The sequence below is a fragment of the Novosphingobium sp. BAM6 genome, assembly GCF_057784955.1.
Window position 1 is genome coordinate 910,187 of record NZ_JBYNTR010000001.1, and the last position, 20,356, is coordinate 930,542.

At 63.7% G+C, this 20,356-nt stretch carries 15 protein-coding genes and 1 tRNA gene; 8 read left to right on the top strand and 8 right to left on the bottom strand.

Features of this window, described 5'->3' with window-relative positions:
• Positions 1-27: 27 nt before the first annotated feature.
• The gene (locus AC3EC3_RS04350) at positions 28-2,748 is read right to left on the bottom strand and encodes a M1 family metallopeptidase (RefSeq protein ID WP_488488427.1); all 2,721 of its coding nucleotides are present in this window, start codon (positions 2,746-2,748) and stop codon (positions 28-30) included.
• A 227-nt stretch (positions 2,749-2,975) separates the two neighbouring features.
• On the opposite strand from AC3EC3_RS04350, the gene AC3EC3_RS04355 reads away from it, so the two are divergent.
• Positions 2,976-4,364, top strand: coding sequence for an inorganic phosphate transporter (locus tag AC3EC3_RS04355; RefSeq protein ID WP_488488428.1), 1,389 nt, complete (start codon positions 2,976-2,978; stop codon positions 4,362-4,364).
• A 145-nt stretch (positions 4,365-4,509) separates the two neighbouring features.
• Here AC3EC3_RS04355 and map read toward each other — a convergent pair whose 3' ends face one another.
• The 4 genes from map to AC3EC3_RS04375 all read right to left on the bottom strand — a co-directional run bounded on the left by map (position 4,510) and on the right by AC3EC3_RS04375 (position 10,182).
• On the bottom strand, positions 4,510-5,289 hold the full coding sequence (gene map, locus AC3EC3_RS04360) for a type I methionyl aminopeptidase (protein WP_488488429.1): 780 nt from the start codon (positions 5,287-5,289) through the stop codon (positions 4,510-4,512).
• A 1-nt stretch (position 5,290) separates the two neighbouring features.
• On the bottom strand, positions 5,291-5,512 hold the full coding sequence (locus AC3EC3_RS04365) for a ParD-like family protein (RefSeq protein WP_488488430.1): 222 nt from the start codon (positions 5,510-5,512) through the stop codon (positions 5,291-5,293).
• 60 nt (positions 5,513-5,572) lie between these two features.
• A complete protein-coding gene (gene uvrC, locus AC3EC3_RS04370) occupies positions 5,573-7,516 on the bottom strand; it encodes an excinuclease ABC subunit UvrC (protein ID WP_488488431.1) in 1,944 nt (647 codons plus the stop codon).
• Between the two features lie 209 nt (positions 7,517-7,725).
• Positions 7,726-10,182, bottom strand: a complete 2,457-nt coding sequence (locus AC3EC3_RS04375; protein WP_488488432.1) for a TonB-dependent receptor plug domain-containing protein — start codon at positions 10,180-10,182, stop codon at positions 7,726-7,728.
• Positions 10,183-10,441: 259 nt separating this feature from the next.
• Here AC3EC3_RS04375 and infA point away from each other — a divergent pair, with 259 nt between their 5' ends.
• The 5 genes from infA to AC3EC3_RS04400 all read left to right on the top strand — a co-directional run bounded on the left by infA (position 10,442) and on the right by AC3EC3_RS04400 (position 12,632).
• Complete coding sequence (gene infA / locus AC3EC3_RS04380; RefSeq protein ID WP_260922750.1) at positions 10,442-10,687, top strand: translation initiation factor IF-1; 246 nt, start codon at positions 10,442-10,444, stop codon at positions 10,685-10,687.
• 4 nt (positions 10,688-10,691) lie between these two features.
• A complete protein-coding gene (locus AC3EC3_RS04385) occupies positions 10,692-11,306 on the top strand; it encodes a Maf family protein (RefSeq protein ID WP_488488433.1) in 615 nt (204 codons plus the stop codon).
• A complete protein-coding gene (locus AC3EC3_RS04390) occupies positions 11,299-12,282 on the top strand; it encodes a ribonuclease (protein WP_488488434.1) in 984 nt (327 codons plus the stop codon). Before AC3EC3_RS04385 ends, AC3EC3_RS04390 begins: the two co-directional genes overlap by 8 nt.
• Entirely contained in the window at positions 12,279-12,446 is a 168-nt protein-coding gene (yacG, locus tag AC3EC3_RS04395; protein ID WP_260922764.1) for a DNA gyrase inhibitor YacG, read from the top strand. The genes AC3EC3_RS04390 and yacG overlap by 4 nt, the downstream gene beginning before the upstream one ends.
• 110 nt (positions 12,447-12,556) lie before the next feature.
• Positions 12,557-12,632 (top strand) — tRNA-Phe (locus AC3EC3_RS04400).
• A 174-nt stretch (positions 12,633-12,806) separates the two neighbouring features.
• Here the strand turns inward: AC3EC3_RS04400 and AC3EC3_RS04405 are convergent.
• Entirely contained in the window at positions 12,807-14,678 is a 1,872-nt protein-coding gene (locus AC3EC3_RS04405; protein WP_488488435.1) for a hypothetical protein, read from the bottom strand.
• Positions 14,679-14,978: 300 nt separating this feature from the next.
• Here AC3EC3_RS04405 and AC3EC3_RS04410 point away from each other — a divergent pair, with 300 nt between their 5' ends.
• Complete coding sequence (locus AC3EC3_RS04410; protein WP_488488436.1) at positions 14,979-17,243, top strand: TonB-dependent receptor; 2,265 nt, start codon at positions 14,979-14,981, stop codon at positions 17,241-17,243.
• An 81-nt stretch (positions 17,244-17,324) separates the two neighbouring features.
• Here the strand turns inward: AC3EC3_RS04410 and AC3EC3_RS04415 are convergent, their stop codons facing one another.
• Positions 17,325-17,693: a glutathione S-transferase N-terminal domain-containing protein gene (locus AC3EC3_RS04415; RefSeq protein ID WP_488488437.1), complete on the bottom strand. Its 369-nt coding sequence runs from the start codon at positions 17,691-17,693 to the stop codon at positions 17,325-17,327.
• 20 nt (positions 17,694-17,713) lie between these two features.
• The gene (locus AC3EC3_RS04420; protein ID WP_488488438.1) at positions 17,714-18,871 is read right to left on the bottom strand and encodes a lactonase family protein; all 1,158 of its coding nucleotides are present in this window, start codon (positions 18,869-18,871) and stop codon (positions 17,714-17,716) included.
• A gap of 269 nt (positions 18,872-19,140) precedes the next feature.
• Here AC3EC3_RS04420 and AC3EC3_RS04425 point away from each other — a divergent pair, with 269 nt between their 5' ends.
• Complete coding sequence (locus tag AC3EC3_RS04425) at positions 19,141-20,355, top strand: efflux RND transporter periplasmic adaptor subunit (protein ID WP_488488439.1); 1,215 nt, start codon at positions 19,141-19,143, stop codon at positions 20,353-20,355.
• The last annotated feature ends 1 nt before the right edge of the window (position 20,356 follow it).

Here is a 20,356-nt window from a genome sequence, read left to right on the forward strand (position 1 = left end):
CTTGCATGGCTCGAAAACCGGGAAGGTTTACTTCGCGGTCTTCAGCCAGGCGCCGATCTCGACACGCGTGCGCGGCGTGTTCTTCAGGCGTTCCTGCAGGCGCGAGAGAGCCTGATTGATCGGCTTGGCCTGATCGACCGGCAGCGTCCTGGCATAGGCGGCCAGCTTCCCGACCATCGCCGGATCGTCGTTGTTGCGCACCAGATTGGCCTGGAAGCGCGGACGACCGGCGCTGGAGATCAGCTTGTCGGTCTCGGCCTGATGTGCGCGCACGAACTCCCAGGCGAGGTTAGAGTGATCGCCTGCAACCGCGACAATCATCTGTGAGCCGCTGGTGGCGTCGGGCGTGCCGGAAATCGCCAGATCGAGCGTCTTCTGTGCCAGTGCATCGTCATGGGCCGCGCCCATCGCCGCATAGTAGATCTGGCGCTCGACGATCGAACCCGACTTGGCCGCGAGTGCCTTCATCAGTTCCCAGTCCTGCGCCGTGGCGTTTTTGGCCGCGACCGAGATCCACGTCGGCTTGAGCGGGCCGTCCAGCGCATGCGGATCGCTGGCGAGTGCGCTCAGGCGCTTGCGGGCCTCGGCGACTACAGTGGGATCGCCCATCGCCCCCAGGCGCCCGATCAGATCGGCGCGCAGCGAGGTTTCGACCAGCTTCTCGTTCGGCTTGGCATCGAAGCCGAGCGCCTTCAGGCGCGGGCCGAACTTCGCGATGGCGAGCTTGCGGATCTTGGCCTTGTCCGCCGCATTGTCCACGCTCTCGTACAGCCCTGCCCAAAGCGAGACGACATTGCCCGCCATCACCGGGTCCATGGTGGCCGGAACCGCGTTCAGCAGGTCGAGACCGACCGACATGTCCTGATACCCGGCATTGCCGAGCGAGAGGTTGTCGCGGATCAGGCCGTACTGGTCGATCGAGGAGAGCTTGGCGAAGCCCTTGACCAGCCCTGCAATCGCCGCCTTGGGATAGAGCGTGCGGTAGTAGCCAAGCTGGCCCGAGTTCACCACCAGCGGACCGCAGCCGGCAATCGTCACCGTGTCGGTCTTGCCGGTCATCAGGTGCTGGACCGGCTCGCCCTCGCCTGCACTGAGCAGCAGCGGGATCGGCCAGAGGCTGGCCGTCTCGCCCGTGGTGTTGCGGGTCGAGAATTCGCCCTGCTCGAGCTGCAGCGTGGTCTGCCCGCCCTTGCAAGAGACCGAGGTCACGCGCACCAGCGGCACGCCCGGCTGCGTGGTGAAGGCCTGCGCAATGCGGTTCACGTCCTTGCCACCCGCCTGCTCGATAGCCGACCACAGATCGTGGCTCTGCGTGTTCGAGAACGCGTGTGCCTTCATGTAGCGGCGGATGCCGTCGCGCCAGGTATCCTCGCCCACATAGTGTTCGAGCATGGTGATGACGGCCTGCCCCTTCTGGTAGGTGATGCCGTCGAAGGCCTGCTCCATCTCCGAAGTCGTGCGCACATGCTGGACCACCGGGTGCGTGGTGGGCAGCGCGTCCTGCGCCATCGCGCCTTCGCGGCCGTCGATCTGGCCGAGCAGCCAGTTCCAGTCCGGGTTGAAGTGCGCGGTCGCCTTGGCGGCCATCCAGCTGGCGAAGCCCTCGTTCAGCCAGATGTCGTCCCACCAGGCCATCGTCACCAGATCGCCGAACCACTGGTGCGCCATCTCGTGCGCCTGCACCGAATAGATGCCCTGCTTGGCAGCGGGGCTGGTCAGCTTGGGATCGAGCAGCAGCAGGCGCTGGAAGGTCATGATCCCGCCCCAGTTCTCCATCGCGCTGAAGAACTGCGAGGCGCCCGGCGCGGCTACGTTGTCGAGCTTGGGCAGCGGGAAGCGCGCGCCGAAGTACTCGTCGTAGAATGGCAGCACCTGCGCCATCGAATCGCGGGCATAGGCCATCTGCGCCTCGGTGCCCTTCGGCCCGACGATACCGGCCTCAACGCCGTCCGCTGCCTTCATTGCGCTGCGCGAGAACTGGCCGGAGGCGAGGAACAGCAGATAGCTGCTCATCTTCGGCGTGGTCTGGAAGGTCACGCGTTTCAGACCGTTGCCGAGGTCGTCGGTCTTGGCGATGGGCATGTTGCCGATCGTCATCTGGTCGGCGGGAACCACCGCGGAGAGGTCGAAGGTCGCCTTGTAGCTCGGCTCGTCGAAGCTGGGGATCATGCGGCGCGCATCGGGCGCCTCGAACTGGGTGAACAGGCCGCGCACGTCCTTGCCGGTGGCCGGATCGGGATAGTCCAGCACGAACAGACCGGCCGCCTGCGTGCCGATCTTGCCGGTATAGGCGATATCGAGGCGATAGCGGCCCGCAGCGATGACGGCAGGCGCGGTGAAGGTGAGCGTCTGCGCGTCGGCATCGATGGCGACGGTCAGCGCGATGGTCTTGCCCTTCCCGTCGGTCGGCACGAGGCTGGCCTTCGAAACGGTCAGTTCGTTGCCGTTCAGCGTGATGCTGGGGCTGGCCGTGAAGACCTGAAGATCGATCGAGGCGGTGCCGGCAAAGGTCAGCGCCTTGGTGTCGGGCACGATGTCGATCCTGTAGTGGATCGGACGCGCGGTGCGCGGCAGGCTGGTCGGGATCGCATCGGTCAGCGGCACGACCGCCGTTGTGCCGGGCCCCGGCTGCGGCATCGGCACTTCGTCAGCCATGGCACTTTGAGCGAGAACGAAGGCCAGCGTGGCGGCGGCGACGCCTGCCAGACCGCGACGGGCGGACGAACGACGAAGGATTGAACGGCGCATGGATGAGTGCTCCCTGGGACTCTTGGGTTTGTGACCGGTCGGGAGGGGTAGTCCCTCTATCCATTTCGATCCAGCCCGAATATCTTTCGCAGCGTCCCGTGAAATTTCGTTATCACCCAGCACAAGATCGCGCCGAGACCGGGGATAGTGTCACAGTCCCGTCATGCATGCCTGCTTTGGGCAGGAAAGACCTCGTTAATCAACACTCCACACCGGGAGCTTTCGGCATGTTCTGGTTCGTCACGGCGGGATCGACCGCAGCCATCGTGTTGCTGGTGATCTGCCTCCTGCTTGTCCTCGCCTTCGAGTTCTCGAACGGCTTTCACGACACCGCCAATGCCGTCGCCACGGTGATCTACACCAACTCGCTCAAGCCCGTGCCGGCCGTGGTGCTGTCAGGCATGATGAACTTCTTGGGCGTGCTGACCGGCGGTATCGCCGTGGCCTATGCCGTGGTGCATATCCTGCCGCCCGAAGTGCTCAGCCCGCCAGACACGAACCCGGCCATCGGCATGCTCGCGGCGCTGCTGGTCTCGGCTTTCGGCTGGAACATCGCCACCTGGGCGCTGGGCATTCCCAATTCGAGCAGCCATGCCCTGATCGGCTCGCTGATCGGCATCTCGATCGCCTCCTCGCTCCACACCCACGTTCCGCTGAACAACGGCGTGGACTGGAACCAGATCGTCAAGGTGCTGGAAGCGCTGCTGTTCTCGCCGCTGATCGGCTTCGTCTGCGCGCTGATCCTGTTCAATGTGGTCAAACTGCTGTTCAAGGACCGCGCGCTCTACCAGCAACCCGAAGGCGAGACGCCGCCGGTCTGGTGGGTGCGCGCGCTGCTGATCCTGACCTGTACTGGCGTGTCCTATTCGCACGGCAGCAACGACGGGCAGAAGAGCATCGGCCTTATCATGCTGGTGGTGATCGGCCTTGCGCCCTTCTCGTTCGCCATCGATCTCGACCGCAAGCCTGCCGACGTCGCCGCACTGGCCCCTGCCGCACACGAAGCCGCCGCGCTGATCCAGAGCTACGGCGGCTATGACAAGGCGCGCGGCCTGAAGGCGGCCACCGACCTCGAGGCGCGCCTTGCCGGTGTCACCTCGATGCACGACATCGCCCGGCCCGACCGTCCGCATGTGCGCGGTGACGTGACCCGCGTCCAGGCCGCGCTCCAGACCATCACCGAAGATCGCGGCACCACGGCACCCGATGCCGTCAAGAAGCAGGCCAAGGCGCTTGGTGGTACGCTGGGCAAGACCATCGAATATGCCCCGTGGTGGGTGCGCATTCTCTCGGCGCTGTGCCTCGGCATCGGCACGATGGTCGGCTATCGCCGGATCGTCGTGACTCTGGGCGAGAAGCTGGGCAAATCGCACCTCGTTCCCGCACAGGGCGCTTCGGCGGAGCTGGTCTCAGCGGTGGTGATCGGCGTTGCCGGCTTCACCGGAGGCCCGGTCTCGACCACCCACGTCGTGACCTCTGGCATTGCGGGCACGATGGTCGGTTCGGGCGCGGGCCTGCGCTGGACCACGATCCGCAAGATCATGCTGGCGTGGATACTGACGCTGCCCGGCACGATCATCATTGCGGGCGGGCTCTACTACCTGTTCACGCTGTGAAGGTAGGCGCGCTCTCGAACCACGTCATCCCAGCGAAAGCTGGGATCGCTGGCGGGGGAGCGCCTTCACCACAACGATCCCAGCTTTCGCTGGGATGACGGGATAAGGGCGCTGGGATGACGTGATGGGCGCGTGTCTCCCCCGCTCACGCCGCCGCGCGCAGCTTCCCCGCTTCATCCTTCCGCAAGGTCAGCACCTCGACCCCGTCCTTCGTCACCGCGACGGTGTGCTCGAACTGCGCCGAAAGCTTGCCGTCATCGGTGGTGACGGTCCAGCCGTCATCTTCGGTCGAGCAGTGGCGGGTGCCCTGATTGACCATCGGCTCGATGGTGAAGACCATGCCTTCGCGCAGTTTGAGTCCAGATCCGCGCCGCCCGAAGTTGAGCACCTGCGGCTCCTCGTGCATCTCGCGACCGATGCCGTGCCCGCAGTATTCGCGCACGACCGTATAGCCGTTCTTCGCGGCATGACGCTCGATCGCGAAGCCGATGTCGCCCAGATGCGCGCCGGGACGGACCTGCCGGATGCCCTCCCACATCGCCTCCTGCGCCACGCGGACAAGCCGCTGCGCCACTGCCGAAACGGAGCCGACCATATAGGTCTTGCTCGAATCGGCGATGAAGCCGTTCTTCTCCAGCGTGATGTCGAGGTTGATGATGTCGCCCTCGCGGATCACTTCGCGCTCGCTCGGCACGCCGTGGCAGACCACCTGGTTGATCGAGCAGTTGAGCACGTACCTGAAGCCATACTGCCCCTTGCTGGCGGGGCGCGAGGCAAGGTCGTGGGTGATGAACCGCTCGACCATGTCGTTCACCGCCATCGTCGTCATCCCGGCCAGATCCTGCCCGTCGAGCATCTCGAACACCGAGGCGAGCAGCTTGCCGGAAATGCGCATGAGCGCGAGTTCATCAGGCGTCTTCACCATGTCAGGCAGCTTCTCGTTCCGACGGAGAGACACCGGCGACCTGCACTTGCGCCGCCGCCAGTTCCCGGCGGACGATCTCGTTGAACGAGAGCGTGGGATGCGCCTCGGCGAGCATGCCCAGCTTCATCCAGAATTCGGCCTGTGCGTTGATCGAACGGCACATCACCGCGCTGGCGCGGCGGGCCTCTTCATGCATGTCGTCGGCGATTTTCACGATGCCCATGGGCGGAAATGTCCTCGATGAATATATGAACCATATACGTTTCGTATATTCATCGGTCAATCAGCCATTCGGGTGATAGAAATCGTAGATCGTGCGCGCCACTGTCACGCTGACGCCCGGCGCGCGCTGGAGATCTTCCAGGCTCGCCGCGCGCACTTTGCTCGCCGTGCCGAAATGCAGCAGCAGCGCGCGCTTGCGGGCCGGGCCGATACCCGGAATCTCGTCGAGCGGACTGGCGGTGATCGCGCGGCTGCGCTTGGCCCGGTGGGCGCCGATAACGAAGCGATGAACCTCGTCGCGCAAGCGCTGGAGGTGGAACAGCAGCGGCGAATTGACCGGCAGCATCTTCTCGCGCCCGTCGGGGAAGTGGAACACCTCGCGTCCCTCGCGCCCGTGGTGCGGGCCCTTGGCGATGGCGATCAGCGGCACGTCCTCGATCCCGAGTTCCTCCAGCGCATCCCGCACCGTGCTCATCTGGCCCTTGCCGCCGTCGATCAGCACGAGGTCGGGCCACATCCCGCTCTCGCGCTCGGGGTCTTCCTCCTGCACGCGCGAGAAGCGCCGGGTCATGACCTCGCGCATCATCGCATAGTCGTCGTCGGTCTGCGCCTCGCGGATGTTGAACTTGCGGTACTGCCCGGTGAGGAAGCCTTCCGGCCCGGCGACGATCATCGCGCCCAGCGCGTTCGAACCCTGGATATGCGCGTTGTCGTAGACTTCGACGCGCTGCGGCAGGTCCGGCAGTTCGAGGAAATCGGCCATCTCGCGCCAGATCTTGGCCTGCGATCCGCGCTCGGCCATGCGCCGGTCCAGCGCCTCGACGGCATTGCGCACGGCTTGTTCGATCAGCCGCTTGCGATTGCCGCGCTGGGGCACCGAAATCTCGACCTTGCCCCCTGCCCCTTCGCGAAAGGCCTCGGCGAGCAGCTCCGCCTCGGGCAATTCGCGGTCGAGCAGGATCGTGCGTGCCGGAGGGACTTCCTCATAGAATTGCCCGAGGAAGCTCTGGAACACTTCCTCTTCCGAAAGCCCCTCGGTGTGCGTGGGAAAGAAGGCACGGTGCCCCCAGTTCTGGCCGCCGCGAATGAAGAAGGCCTGCACGCCGATCTGGCCGTTCTTGGCGGCCATCGCGAAGATGTCGGCATTGTCCATGCCCTCGGCATTGATCGCCTGGCTGCCCTGGATGAAGGTCGCCGCGCGCAGCCGGTCGCGCAGCATCGCCGCACGCTCGAAATCGAGCGCTTCGGCGGCTTCGGCCATCTGACCCTCGATCTTGCGCTGCACCGCGCTGGACTTGCCGCCGAGGAAGTCCTTCGCCTCCTTCACCAGCTCGGCATAGCCCGCCTCGTCGATGCGCCCCACGCACGGCGCCGAACAGCGCTTGATCTGGTAGAGCAGACAGGGTCGGTCGCGCCGCGCAAAGAAGCTGTCGGTGCAGCTGCGCAACAGGAACAGCTTCTGCAGCGCATTGATCGTGGTGTTCACCGAACCGGCGCTGGCGAAGGGGCCGTAGTAGTTGCCCTTGAAGCGCCGCGCGCCGCGATGCTTCATGATGCGCGGAAAGTCATGCTCGGCGCGCAGCAGGATGAAGGGAAACGACTTGTCGTCGCGCAGCAGCACATTGTAGGCCGGGCGAAAGCGCTTGATCAGCTGCGCTTCGAGCAGCAGCGCCTCGGCTTCCGAATTGGTCGTGACGATGGTCATGCTGCGCGTCTGGCTGACCATGCGTTGCAGGCGCGAGGGCAGACGCTCCCACTGCGTGTAGTTCGCCACGCGATTGCGCAGCACCCGCGCCTTGCCGACATAGAGCACATCGCCGCGCGAATCCTGCATCCGATAGACGCCAGGCTTGGCGGGCAGCGTGCGCACGGTATCGCGGATTACCTCGACCCCGGCCTGAAGATCGGGCTGGTCCGATCCGCGCACCGTATAGGTCGCGCGATCCTCGTTGAATCGCTCGTGCCCTTGCGGAGTGTCCGGAGTGCCGGCGGGTGTCCTTGCCATCCGGTCCAGATAGGGAACATCGCCGGACTTGAGTAGCCCCGGCGATGTTCCATCCGCAGGTTTGATAATCCGGCAAGGCCGGATTTGTGCGGCACCCGCCCTCTCCCCCACTCTGCCATCCGGCAATAGTACCCTATGGGGTGGCAGGGTGGGGGAGAGGGCCGGTGCCGGACCGAAAATGCCTGATCAGGCATTTTCCAAAAGAACGTTCAGAACATCTTTCTGAGGTCGAGCCCGACCACCCGGCCCTGCGGCTCCATATAGGCGCGCTGATAGGCCAGCGGCGTCTCACCGGCCGAGTTCGTGACCTTCTGACGGGAGTCAAACAGGTTCTCGACCACGAAGGAGAGGCGTGCGTCCTTGAAGAACGGCAGCTTCTTCACGAGCTTCTCCTGCTGGCCAAGATCCATGAACAGGCGAAGCTGGGTGATGAAAGTGCTGCCGAAGCGCAAGTCGGTGCTGTCCGGCGCACCGCTGCCGTCGACGGTAGTGGGCGCGGTCCAGGTGCCCTTCAGCCGGAAGCCTACGCCGTTCATGAACACGCCGCCCTCACCCGTGATCTCGTGTCGGGCGACACCGCCGGAGGTGATTGCTCCGCCGTTCAATTGGTCCAGAACCGGCACGCCGTCGGCGATCTTGATCGTGTCGTTGAACCGCCAGGTGTGATAGATCGAGAGGTTCCAGCGACCGCTGCCCTTCGGGGGCGGGCCGAAGCCGCCGCCACCGGGGCCACGTCGACCTCCGTTGCCGTTCCCGTCCTTCTGGTCTTCCTGCTTCTTGCCGACATTGCCCGAGAGGTTGAAACCCCAGCGCAGGTTCGAGCTTTTTACCTCGTCGAACGTCACGGGACGCTCGTCGATGGTCAGCAGATTGCCCTCGGCATCGCGCGTCACACGATCGGGGAACGCGCCTTCGACGGCGGTGGTCAGCGTCGGGAACGTCTCGCTGACGTTGGTCGAGCGGTTGCGGAAATATTCCACCAGCAGGTTCGAGCGGTCGAGGAACGGCAGCTTCCAGTTGGCCGAGAACTTCCAGTCGCGCTGGCGCTCTTTCTGGAGATCAGGGTTGCCACCGCTGATCACCGTCACCAGCGCGGTGCGCGAATTGGTGTAGTCATAGGCGGTGACGTTGTAGGTGATCGTTTCGGGCGCGCCGAGCTGGGTCAGCGTCGGCGCTGCATCGGCAACGATGTAGCTGGCGCCCAGCGTCAGCGTATCGGTCGGCGACCAGGTGACGCCCGCGTTCCAGTTGGTGAGCGTGCCGAAGTCGGAAAGTTGATCGATCCCGCCCGACAGGTTCAGCGAGATGTCGCCTATTGCGCCCAGCACGTCTGCGCTGCGGCTGGTCAGTGGCAGTGCAAGATTGACGCTGCCGGACACATCTCCGCGGTTGAGCGTGGTGTTGCCCACAAGGCTGTTCGATGCCTCGCTCTGGCTGTTGTTGAAAGCGTATCCCGCCTTGGCCGTCAGCGAGGCTTCGCCTGCCGGCATTTCGAACGGCGAGCCGTTGATCGTCGCGACGTTGGTGGAGGTGAACGTGCGGTTGAGCGCGTGGTTGACCCCGCTGCCGGGGACATCCGGGAGCGCCCCGTCGATCGAAAGCGTGCCCGCTGCCGCCGCATCGACCAGCGAAGAGGTGTCACGCTTGTTGTCGGTCCAGGTGTCGGCGGTGGTATAGCCATTGTCGGACGTGACGCTCAGTTGCCATGGACCGAGCGACTTGTTGAAGCCCAGGCCGACCTGAACCTCGTCGGTGATGACGCGGGTTTCCAGCGGATCGGGGAGCGTGCGGATCGCGGTATCGCCATCCGGATCTTCCAGCGTCACGGTATCGAGACCGGAGAGCGAAATCTTGGATTCGTGCGAATAGGTGACGTTGCCGGTCAACGATCCGCCATAGCCTTTCTCACCCAAGCCCTGCGTGATCGTACCTTCCAGCGTGAAGACGTGATCCTGCGCGATCAGGCTGCGATACTTCGCCGGATCGGGATCGCCTGCCACGGTCGGCATGATCGAGGCGTCCTCGGTGATGCCGCGCTCGGCGTCGGTCAGCATCGAGGTATTGTTGATCTCGGCCGAAACGTTGTAGCGCCGCAACCCCTCGATCTTGACGATCCCGCCCTCGAACGCGTGGTTCTCGTAACCGCCGCGCGTGGGCACGTTGAGTTCACCCGAAACCGTCGTCGCTGCGTAATGATCCTTGAGGATGATGTTCACTACGCGCTGGTCGGGCGGATAGCCGAAGCGCAGGGCAACTTCCTCGGGCAGTACTTCCATTCGGCGAATGGCCTCGGGCGGAATGCGACGAAGCTCGCGGAAGCTGCTGATACGCTGGCCGTTGAGGAGAATCACCGGCGTTCCGTCGCCGCGACCGCGACCGCTGCCGGTCTGCGGCGCGATGGAATCGATCAGCTCGTCGATGGAAGACGCGCCATAAGCAGCGATATCCTGCTCGTCGAAGGTCTGGATCGGCGCTTGCGGCGCCACGACCTGCCCGGGGATCCGCTTGCTGACGACGACGATCTCGTTGCCTGTCACCGGCACGTCGATCGGCTTGTCCTCATCATTCAGTGCTGCCGCCGGGGTCGCGGCCTGTCCGGTGCCCGTGTCCGTGCCTACCCCCGTCCCTGCCGCAAATGCGGGATGGCACAAGGCAAGAGCCGACACGGATATCGCGCCGACGGTCAAATTCCTGTATTTGGGACGCAAACGCTTTCTCCGCCAAGAGCTTGCCCGGTATCCCGCCGGGCCTGCCATGTCCTTCCCGAGCGCGGCTTGCCGCGTCTGCGAAGGGAGTGCAAGCCGCTGCGAACAACATTTTGTCGCATTCTTATTGCCTGCGGCGAAGATGGCACTCTTTCAATTTTGCGGAGTCGCGTCTATGTGGCGCGCCAACATGCACAAAATCTACGGAAACTGATCGCCCATGGCGAAAGAAGAACTTCTCGAAATGCGCGGCCGTGTGGTCGAGCTTCTGCCCAACGCGATGTTCCGCGTCGAGCTGGAAAACGGTCACGAAATTCTCGGCCACACCGCCGGCAAGATGCGCAAGAACCGCATCCGTGTTCTGGTGGGTGACGAGGTGCTGGTGGAACTCACCCCTTACGATCTGACCAAGGGTCGCATCACCTATCGCTTCATGCCCGGTCGCGGTGGCCCCGGCCCCTACTGATCCGGTGACGGCTGCGAATACCGGGACGGAGTGCGCTCCGTCCCCTGATTCCGCGCGTCTGCTGCTGGCATCCGCCAGCCCGCGACGCCGCGAGCTGATCGAACGGCTCGGCATAACGCCCGATGCTGTCGAAGCCGCCGATATCGACGAGACGTCGCTTCCTGCCGAAGCCCCGCGCGCCTATGCCCGTCGCATGGCGCGGGAGAAGGCACTTGCGCTGACGGCGCCCGGCATGCACGTTCTGGCGGGCGACACTGTGGTCGCCTGCGGCCATCGCATCCTGCCCAAGGCCGAGGACGAGGCAACCGCGCGCAAGTGCCTTGCCCTGTTGTCCGGCCGACGCCACCGCGTTCTCTCCTCGGTCGCACTCAAGGCCCCCGATGGCTCACTGCGCGAACGCCTTTCCGAAACCGTGGTGCGCTTCAAGACGCTGAGCACGCAGGAAATCGATGCCTATATCGCGGGCGGCGAATGGGACGGCAAGGCAGGCGGCTACGCCATTCAGGGCAGTGCCGAGGGCCTGATCGCCTCGATCAGCGGCAGCCATTCGGGCGTCGTCGGCCTGCCCCTGTTCGAGACGCGGGCGCTGCTGCGCGCGGCGGGCTTCCCGATTGCCTGAGTGGCTGGTCGAGGACGGCATCGGGGAGACCCGTGCCATTCTCATGCATGGCGACCGGATGCTGGAAGCGCGCTCGCTCTGGCATTCAGGCTCCGATGACCTCACCGTTGGGCAGATCGCCCCCGCTCGCCTGATCGAGCGCCAGCGCGGCACCGCGCGCGGCCTGATCCGCTTTGAAAGCGGTACAGAGGCGCTGATCGACACGCTCCCGCGCGAGATCACCACCGGCGCTGCGCTCAATGCCCTTGTCACCCGTGAAGCCATCGCCGAGCAGGGGCGCCACAAACGCCCGCAGGCCCGCTTCACCACGCAAGCCCCGCGCCCTGCACCCGGCCTCGCCGAACGATTGCGGGAGACCTCTCATCCGGTCCGCATGGTCCGCCGCTTCCCCGATGATCCCTGGCACGACCTGATCGCCGAAGCCCGTTCCGGCGAAATCCTGTTTCCGGGCGGTGCCGTGCTTGTCATGCCGACACCGGCGATGACGCTGATCGACATCGACGGCCACCTGCCGCCGGGCGCCCTCGCGCTGGCGGCGGTTCCGGCGATTGCCGACGCGATCGGACATTTCGAACTGGGTGGCTCCATCGGCATCGACTTTCCGACCATCGAGCGCAAGGAGGAGCGCCGGGCCGTCGACGAAGCGCTTGCCGTCGCGCTCGATCACTGGCCGCACCAGCACACCGCGATCAACGGCTTCGGCTTCGTTCAGCTCATCGCCCGTCTGGAGCGCCCCTCGTTGCTCCACCGCCTGCGTCACGCACCTGCGGCCAGTGCCGCGCGCGAACTGCTGCGCCGGGCCGAGCACGTTTCCGAACCGGGCGTGCTGGCTCTGACGGCCCACCCGCAAGTCCACGCCGCCAGCCAGCCGGAATGGGACGAGGAACTGGCGCGGCGCACCGGGCGCCGCATCCGCCGCCAGAACGATCCCGCACTTGCACTCCATGCCGGTTTCGCGCAGGCGCTGTCGGCATGAGTCCGACCGAACGCAAATGCCCGATCTGCGGCAAGCCCCGCTCGCAGGAGCATACGCCCTTCTGCTCCAAGCGCTGCCGCGACCGCGACCTCCTGCAATGGCTGGAAGACGGCTATGCCCTGCCCGGCCCGGCGAACGTCGAAGATTATCCACAGGATGATTGAACAAGTTTGAAGCCCTGCAAATTTTAGGGTTGCCAATGGGCTGACCCTTCGCCATAGGCCCCTCCACCAGCCGCTCAGCGCTTCCTTTTATGGACTGCTGATGACGAAATGCCCGGGTAGCTCAGTTGGTAGAGCATGCGACTGAAAATCGCAGTGTCGGCGGTTCGAATCCGTCCCCGGGCACCATCGTCTCTTCTAAGGCATGGTATTTCCATAGCATTTTGAAATTCTGACGCCATTGGTCAGTGTTTGTCGCGTGCTGTGCTCGCGAGCGCTTTCCAGCGCCCATGCAAAAACGGGCGCGACATCGAAATGCCGTGCCCGTTTGATCTGTAGCGCGTTGGTGCCGCTCGCGTTTGCTCAGAGCAGCGACTTGTCGATGTAGAGCGGCATGGAATCCTCCCACTTGCTGTCGGTCAGCAGGCGCTTGTTGGCGCCATCGGCATCCATCACGTAGATCTGGCCATATTGCTGGAAGGTGTTGTCGTAGAGCGCAGCCTCGTCGCGAAAGCCGTGCGCGGAGCCCGACCACATGATCCGCCCATCGGGCGACCACACCGCGTGTGCATCGCTGGCATTGCCGGTGGTGAGCTGCTGAAGGTCCGAACCATCGGGGCGGATCGTGCAGATCTGGAAGTAAAGCCCGTCGACCTTGCGGGTGAAGACGATGCGCTGGCCATCGGGGGACCAGCCCGGAAGGTTATCGAGATCCTTCGTTAGCACGCGCTGCCGCTTGGTATCGAGGTTCAGCACCCGCAGACCACGCTCCTCGCTTTCGCCCCAGACGCGGAACACCAGTTCCTTGCCGTCGCCGGAAAAGCTGGGGAAGCCGGAATGGACCGTGCCATCGGTCAGGATTTCGAGATCGCTGCCGTCCTTGCGCACACGCGCGACGACCGCCTTGGCATAGGAACGTTCCGCAAACCACATCCCGATCCCGAAGGCCAGCCATTCGCCATCCGGCGACCAGCAGGGCTGGAACGCGCCTGCCAGCCCCTTCTTGACCATATCGGGATTGAGCCCGGACTTGGTGTTATCGAACACCACGCGGCGCTGAGAACCGTCGGGCCGGCAGGTGACGATCGAGGAATTTCCGGTCTGCTTCTCGGTGAAGGCCATCATGCCCTGACGCGACAGGATCGGGAACACGTCCATGAAGCGATAGTCGTACTGCGCATCCCAGCTGTAGAGCGGCTTGTCGAGCTGGCGCACCGGACGGAACGCCTGCACTTCATACAGGATCGAGGCGCCGTCTGCGGTCCATCGCGGCGAGCGCAGCCCCTCGCGCTTGAAGCCGGGACGACCGGAGGTATAGGCGATCCCCTCCAGCGGGCCGCCTTTGACGACATAACCGATCTCGTCGTTGCTGACCCAGTGCGGTGAGACTTTCAGCCAGCCACCGCTGGTATGCTCGATCCGCGCCCCGGTCTCGACATCGACCGAAACGATCTGCGATTCGACACGGCCGATCCATTCCGGACGGCGTGCGCCCCAGGTGGATTCGGTAGTCAGTTCGTAAAACGCGATCCGCTTGCCGTCCGGCGACCATACCGGCGAGCCCTGGCACCAGTTCTTGCGCGAGGAGACCTTGGCAAAGCCGGTACCGTCGGGGCGAATTTTGTAAATCGCCAGTTCCTGCGTGTGCTCCCACCCGCGACCTTCGTCGTGGCCGCGCCAGCTGGTGTCCCGATCGCTCGAAAAGGCGATCCACTGACCATCGGGGGACCATGAGGGGCGAAAATAGCAATCGGGGCTGTCCGCTGCGCCCTTGATCTCGCCGATACCGGTCAACTGCCTCAGTTTGCCGCTTGCGAGGTTCATTACCCAGATATTCGCCTTGTAGCCGTTGCGCGTGGAGACGAAGGCCAGCCACTTGCCGTCGGGCGAGAGTGCAGCGGCATCATCGACGCTGGGGCCGCCCTGCAGCGCGGTGACGCCCGTCCCATCACCCTTGGCGGTGAACAGGCTGGAATTGCCGTCCCCCAGCCGCTCGGACGTGAACACGAGACGCGATCCATCGCGAGACAGCATGGCGTTGTAATCGTAGGCGCCTTCGGCAAGCACCTTGCGCTCACCCGTTCCATCCGCCGCACAGACGCGCAGTTCGGAAACCGATGGCGCGATGCGGTTCATCATCATCACGCCCTTGCGCGTGGGAGCCGGCTTGGCGATCCCGACCTGGCTGAGCAGCATGGACGCGGGCACGGCCGCGAGAAAATCCCTACGCTTCATATTACGCTCTCCCCGTAATCCCGGACTGAATTTCTGCTGTGCAGAATGACTTTTTTGGTTCCAGCAGCACGTTTGACTGCCTTGTCTTCCTGTATAGTGCAGCCCTTCGGAACATTACATCGACGCCATCACTGAAATTATCGGTCCGATCCAAGTGCCGATAACGCCCTTACGAAAAACGCCGATTACAACATGCAGCAAGCCGAGGCAGCATTCGGGGCAAATAGTCCCGAACGACATGCCCGGCATCAGTATGGCGACCGTCACCAATGTCGGTCGATGCTTGGGGAGAGCAAGTCGATGAAAACCACACCCGAAATCTGTGTCCGTTCCTTGCGCGCCGTCCTGATGGCAGGCGTGGCCTTGCTGGCAGCACCGCAGATCGCCTCGGCACAAGAAGCAACGCCTCCAGCTTCTGACGACAAGGGCATTCAGGAAATCATCGTGACGGCTCAGAAGCGCGCCGAAAGCGTGCAGAACGTGCCGATCGCGATTACCGCCCTTACCAATCAGCAATTGAGCAACGCCGGCGTTTCCAGCACGCTCGATCTCAAGGCGACTGTGCCTGCACTCAATATCACCACCGGCACTGGCGGCATCGGCCTGCCCCGCATTCGCGGCATTGGCGCGACGGGGCAAGGGCCCGGCATCGAGAACCCGGTCGCGGTCTATGTCGATGGCGTGTATTATGGCGCCTCGTTCGGGATTCTGCAGTCGATGTATGACACCGATCAGGTGGCGGTGCTGAAAGGCCCGCAAGGCACGCTGTTCGGCCGCAACGCCACCGGCGGCCTGATCCAGATCACCACGATGGGCCCGAGCTTCGACTGGACCGGCAAGGCCGAGGTCGGATACGCAAACTACGATACCGTCCATTCCGCTGCCTATATTTCCGGCGGCCTGACCAAGACACTCGCGATCAGCCTTGCCGGGCAGTACGACAACCAGCAGGATGGCTGGGGCAAGAACCTGACCACCGGAAACGACATCAACACGTCGAAATCGTGGGGCGGACGGGCCAAGCTGCTATGGGAGCCGGGCACGGATACGAAGGTGACGCTGGCGGGCGATTTCAACGGACGCGATGGTGCCGCGCCTGCCTTCCGCAACTTCGGCCTCAACTCGCTCGGCCAGAACGTACCTGCGCTGATTACCTCGCTGGGCGGCGATCCGCATACCGACATCGTCTCGAACGTCGATCCGAAGATGTCGACGCGGGCCTGGGGCTCCAGCCTGACCGTCGAGCAGAACCTCGGTTTCGCGACGCTCAAGTCGATCACCGCCTATCGCGATTCCAAGTTCAGCTACTTCTTCGATCCGGACGGTTCGGCCGCGAACTACATCGTCGTCGACAACCACCAGTTCGACAAGCAGTTCACGCAGGAGTTGAACCTCGTTTCCGAAGGCAGCGGGCCGTTCAAGTGGGTGCTCGGCGGCTTCTACATGCATGACAAGGCGGGTAACGACGGGTCACGCACGACCGGTATCTATACCTTCGGCGGAAACGGCTATTCGCAGGACGACAACGCGGTCAAACTGGACTCGATCGCCGCCTTTGCCGAGGGCACCTATACTTTCGGATCATCGACCAACCTGACGGCGGGCCTGCGCTATACCAGCGACAAGCGTTCACTGAACGCACAGGTAACGGACTACAACGGCAACATCGGCACTACCACGGTAACGCCGATCGACCCGGAGCAGCACACCTTCAACAAGTTGACCTGGCGCCTGTCGCTCGATCACCGCTTCTCGCCCGAGGTTCTGGCCTATGCCAGCTACAACCGCGGCTTCCGCGGTGGCACCTACATCACCCAGAACGATCCTGTCGTGCTGCTCAAGCCGGAAACGGTCGATGCCTACGAAGTCGGCCTGAAGACGGATCTGTTCAACCGGTCGGTCCAGCTTAACGTTGCAGGCTATTACTACAACGAGAAGAACATCCAGGTCATGCAGGTGATCTCGGGCGCGCAGACGGTCTATCAGGCAGACGGCGCGCATATCTACGGGATCGACGCCGATATGACCTGGCGTGTCACCCATGCACTGCGGTTGTTCGGCGGCGTGAACTATACCCATGCACGCTATACCAAGTTCACCGACGCGATGCTCAGCCAGCCTTATCCGCTGCCGAGCGGCTTCACGGTTCCGGGCGGCGTGTGCTACGGGTCGTTCCCGCCCTACGGCGCGATTGCAGGCGGAAATTGCCTCTATATCGGCGATGCTTCGGGCAACAAGCTGCAGAACACGCCGACATTCACCGGCAGCATCGGGGGCAGCTACGATCTCGACACCGGGATCGGCAAGTTCACGCTTTCGGGCAACTACTACTACAACTCCGGCTTCGTCGGCTCACCCGACGAGCGCGTGAAGCAGAAGGCCTACAACATGGTCGATGCCGCGCTGACCTGGCACTCCAGCGACGATCACCTGTTCGTTCGCCTCTGGGGCAAGAACCTCACCAAGGCGTTCTACTTCACCCAGATCGCCGCCAGCAACAGCGGCGACAACGGCACCTACGCCGCCCCGCGCACGTATGGTGTGACGGCAGGCTTCGATTTCTGAGACGCTGCGACTACAAAAAAGCCCGGCGGAAGGTTCACTTCCGCCGGGCTTTTTTTTACATTACGTCCTTGAAGCGCCCTGTCAGACCGGCTGACCCAGCGCCACCAGTTCACGCCGCATGCGCTGGTACTTGGGCAGCACGCCTTGCGTGTAATCGACGAAGGTCGGCAGCCTGGCCGGATCAAGACCCGCCTCTTGAGCATAGAGCGCGATGATCGCATCGGACTCGTTCATGAAGGCTCCCGGTGCGTGCTGGACGGTCGGGAACGTGACCTTTTCGAACCACGGCGCCAGTTCGGCGCGCATATCCGCCTCGTTATCGTCGCCGGGCGTGAAGACCCGCATGTCGAACCGTTCCATGAGACCTGCCTCCAGCAGGAAAATTCGCAGCTTCAGGCAATGCGGGCAAGCCGCCTTGAGGTAGAGAACGGGGCGGAAAGTGTCAGTCATCTGGCTCTCGATTTTCTGTCTCAGCGATCGGTGAACGCGATCGAGGTGGGCCTTGCGATGTCGAGCCGTTGGCCGGTCGCGTCAAGCCGACCGCTCACGGGATCGATACGAAACACCGACAGGTTATTGGACATCTGGTTGGCAACCACCAGCCAGCGGCCATCATGGCTCAGCGCAAAGCCCCAGGGCACCTGGCCACCGCAATCAACGGCCTGCACGAACGTCAGGTGTCCGTCCTTGCCAACAGCATAGACCTGCACGCGGTTCGTGGCGCGATTGCCAGTGTAAAGGAAGCGTCCATCCCGCGAGAGTGCAATCTCCGAACCACTCGGCTTGCCCGTGAAGTCAGGTCCGTCGAGCGGTGTGCTCGCCACGGGCGTCAGGCTCCCGGCATCGGCGTTCCAGTTGAACGCGTAGATCGTGCCGCCCATCTCGGTCATCAGGAAAGCATGGCGGCCGTCCGGCGCGAAGACGATATGGCGCGGCCCGCTGCCCGGCGGCAGCGTTGCCCAAGGGGTTTTGGCCGGGGTAAGCGAGCCCCCCGCACCGATGCGGTAGATATAGACCCGGTCGGTGCCGAGATCGGGCGACAGCAGAAAGCGGCCCGATGGATCGATGGTTACACCGTGGGCATGGGCGCTCTTCTGGCGAGGGCTGGGGCCGGAACCCGTGTGCGCCTCCACGTCGGACGGCGCTGCTGCCACCCTGCCCTGCGCATCGACGGGGATCGCGGCAATCTGCCCGCTGCCGTAGTTGGCGACGTATACCGTCCGTCCCTTACCATCCAGCGCCAGATGGGTCGCCCCGCCGCCCCCCGAATCGGCCCGGCCAAGCGGTCGAAGCGCGCCGGTTTCCGGGTCGTAGGCGAAGGATAGCACGGCGCCATGATCCTTGCCGTCGTTCCCCACTTCGCTGACGGAAAAGAGATGGTGGTGCAGGGTATCGGCCAGCACCCAGGTCGGCCTCTCGACAGATCCGACAACGCCTTGCGAGGTAAGCGCTCCGGTTCGCGGATCGAGTTTTACGGCTATGATCCCCTGCCCTGCAGCCGCACTACCCTGTGTTCCGACATAGGCCAGCAAGTCCTGAGATTTTCCGCCTGCCGTAACTGTCGGGACAGTCTGGCATCCTGACAGGAATACGATCAAAGGCACTACGGCCAGACCGGCCGCGAGCATTCTGCGCCCTGATTTCATGGCCACTTTCATTCTCCCGATTTATGTCATCGGTACTTAGGCGAAGTCATGATCCCAGCGCCATAACCCGCCGGGACGCAGTCGGCATAATTATAAAGGCGAGCGCGAAACTTATCGAAGGTGTGGGCCCTGTGTGTGACGGATGATTTCACTCGCTCCTCGAAATTGATGCAATTGCAAAAAACGACGCTTGCAGTAGCAAAAATTTGAAACGATACAGGCCGCCAAGGCATAGTAGACCGGCGGATCACTTGACCAACCCCCTGAAGACCACTCGACGTGCGCAGGCCCTGCGCGGCGCCCTTATCGCAACAGTTGCGCTTTCTCTGGCAGCCTGTGGCAGCAGCGATAAATCCAAGAAAGGCGGCGCTCCCGAAGTCGGGTATATCGTCGCACAGCCCAGCGACGTGCCGCTTCCGGTCATTCTGGGCGGCCGTACCGTCTCGTTCGAAAGCTCGGACGTGCGTCCTCAGGTGACCGGCCTTATCAAGAAGCGCCTGTTTACCGAAGGCGATGCGGTTCGCGCCGGGCAACCGCTGTTCGTGATCGACCAGAGCCTCTACACCGCTGCCGTCAATCAGGCCAAGGCGAACCTTGCCAGCGCGCGCGCGACTGCCGCCGCCGCGCGGGCCAAGTCCGACCGGTACAAGCCGCTGGCCGCGATGCAGGCCATCGCCCAGCAGGACTATACCGATGCGCTGGCCGCCGCCCGCGTGGCCGATGCCACGGTCGCGCAGATGCAGGCCGCGCTCGATACCGCGCAGGTCAATCTGCGTTTCACCACGGTTCCGGCCCCGATCTCCGGACGTATCGGCCGTTCTCTCTACACCGTTGGCGCGCTTGTCAGCAGTGCCCAGACCGATCCGCTTGCCCAGATCGAGCGTACCGATCCGATGTATGTCGATATGAAGCAGTCCTCTACCGACCTGCTCGCGCTGCGCCAGAAGCTGAGCAGCGGCGGCGTCGATCCGGGCAGCACAGTCGTACATCTGCATATGCAGGACGGTTCGACCTATCCGGTCGCCGGTACGGTCAAGTTCTCCGAAGTCATCGTCGACGAGGCGACGGGTACGGTGACGCTGCGCGCGCAGTTCCCCAATCCCACGGGTTTCCTGATGCCGGGTATGTTCGTGAACGCCGAATTCGACCAGTCGATCGAAAAGGGCGCCTATCTTGTCCCGCAGGCCGCCGTACAGCGCGATTTCGACGGCAGTGCCTTCGTGATGGTCGTCGGCGCAGACGGCAAGGCTGCACGCCGCAAGGTGGACTCGAACCGGACCGCCGGCGTGAACGCCGTTGTCACGAGTGGCCTGAAGGCCGGTGACAAGATCATCGTGCAGGGGCTCAATGGTCTCAAGCAAGGTGCGGCGATCAAGCCGGTTCCGGCCTCGACGCCGCAGAAGGTGCAGGACAAGAAGGCCGGCGCCGACAAGAGCGGGGCTTCCGCCACCGGCAAGCAGGGCTGAC

Bases quoted from the DNA above. Each gene is read 5' to 3' on its own strand.
- uvrC (WP_488488431.1), bottom strand. From the start codon at position 7,516: ATGGCAAGGACACCCGCCGGCACTCCGGACACTCCGCAAGGGCACGAG.
- AC3EC3_RS04365 (WP_488488430.1), bottom strand. From the start codon at position 5,512: ATGGGCATCGTGAAAATCGCCGACGACATGCATGAAGAGGCCCGCCGC.
- infA (WP_260922750.1), top strand. From the start codon at position 10,442: ATGGCGAAAGAAGAACTTCTCGAAATGCGCGGCCGTGTGGTCGAGCTT.
- map (WP_488488429.1), bottom strand. From the start codon at position 5,289: ATGGTGAAGACGCCTGATGAACTCGCGCTCATGCGCATTTCCGGCAAG.
- AC3EC3_RS04355 (WP_488488428.1), top strand. From the start codon at position 2,976: ATGTTCTGGTTCGTCACGGCGGGATCGACCGCAGCCATCGTGTTGCTG.
- AC3EC3_RS04405 (WP_488488435.1), bottom strand. From the start codon at position 14,678: ATGAAGCGTAGGGATTTTCTCGCGGCCGTGCCCGCGTCCATGCTGCTC.
- AC3EC3_RS04350 (WP_488488427.1), bottom strand. From the start codon at position 2,748: ATGCGCCGTTCAATCCTTCGTCGTTCGTCCGCCCGTCGCGGTCTGGCA.
- yacG (WP_260922764.1), top strand. From the start codon at position 12,279: ATGAGTCCGACCGAACGCAAATGCCCGATCTGCGGCAAGCCCCGCTCG.
- AC3EC3_RS04410 (WP_488488436.1), top strand. From the start codon at position 14,979: ATGAAAACCACACCCGAAATCTGTGTCCGTTCCTTGCGCGCCGTCCTG.
- AC3EC3_RS04415 (WP_488488437.1), bottom strand. From the start codon at position 17,693: ATGACTGACACTTTCCGCCCCGTTCTCTACCTCAAGGCGGCTTGCCCG.
- AC3EC3_RS04420 (WP_488488438.1), bottom strand. From the start codon at position 18,871: ATGCTCGCGGCCGGTCTGGCCGTAGTGCCTTTGATCGTATTCCTGTCA.